Genomic DNA, 1,211 nt, shown 5'->3' with positions numbered 1-1,211 from the left:
GTGAAGTGACTTGCTCATGGAGCTGAAATCAGTCGAAGATACCAGCTGGCTGCAACTGTTTATTAAAAACACAGCACTGTGCAAACACGAAAGTGGACGTATACGGTGTGACGCCTGCCCGGTGCCGGAAGGTTAATTGATGGGGTTATCCGTAAGGAGAAGCTCTTGATCGAAGCCCCGGTAAACGGCGGCCGTAACTATAACGGTCCTAAGGTAGCGAAATTCCTTGTCGGGTAAGTTCCGACCTGCACGAATGGCGTAATGATGGCCAGGCTGTCTCCACCCGAGACTCAGTGAAATTGAACTCGCTGTGAAGATGCAGTGTACCCGCGGCAAGACGGAAAGACCCCGTGAACCTTTACTATAGCTTGACACTGAACACTGGTCCTTGATGTGTAGGATAGGTGGGAGGCTTTGAAGTGTGGACGCCAGTCTGCATGGAGCCGTCCTTGAAATACCACCCTTTAATGGCTGGTGTTCTAACGTGGGCCCCTAATCGGGGTTGCGGACAGTGTCTGGTGGGTAGTTTGACTGGGGCGGTCTCCTCCTAAAGAGTAACGGAGGAGCACGAAGGTCAGCTAATCCTGGTCGGACATCAGGAGGTTAGTGCAATGGCATAAGCTGGCTTGACTGCGAGCGTGACGGCGCGAGCAGGTGCGAAAGCAGGTCATAGTGATCCGGTGGTTCTGAATGGAAGGGCCATCGCTCAACGGATAAAAGGTACTCCGGGGATAACAGGCTGATACCGCCCAAGAGTTCATATCGACGGCGGTGTTTGGCACCTCGATGTCGGCTCATCACATCCTGGGGCTGAAGTAGGTCCCAAGGGTATGGCTGTTCGCCATTTAAAGTGGTACGCGAGCTGGGTTTAGAACGTCGTGAGACAGTTCGGTCCCTATCTGCCGTGGGCGCTGGAGAATTGAGGGGGGCTGCTCCTAGTACGAGAGGACCGGAGTGGACGCATCACTGGTGTTCGGGTTGTCATGCCAATGGCATTGCCCGGTAGCTAAATGCGGAAGAGATAAGTGCTGAAAGCATCTAAGCACGAAACTTGCCCCGAGATGAGTTCTCCCTGACCCTTTAAGGGTCCTGAAGGAACGTTGAAGACGACGACGTTGATAGGCCGGGTGTGTAAGCGCAGCGATGCGTTGAGCTAACCGGTACTAATGAACCGTGAGGCTTAACCTTACAACGCCGAAGATGTTTTGGCG

The 1,211-nt window shown here is 53.6% G+C and carries 1 rRNA gene; it reads left to right on the top strand.

Annotation, left to right across the window (positions count from 1 at the left end):
• Positions 1–1,188 (top strand): 23S ribosomal RNA (locus tag IAE27_RS29250); the annotation flags it as partial.
• Positions 1,189–1,211: the final 23 nt, after the last annotated feature.

Origin of the sequence: Klebsiella sp. S69 (genome assembly GCF_016516145.1) — a bacterium.
Taxonomy (GTDB): Bacteria; Pseudomonadota; Gammaproteobacteria; order Enterobacterales; family Enterobacteriaceae; genus Klebsiella; species Klebsiella oxytoca.
Note: the sequence above shows the minus strand (reverse complement) of the source record. Positions and strands in the feature narration are given on the sequence as shown.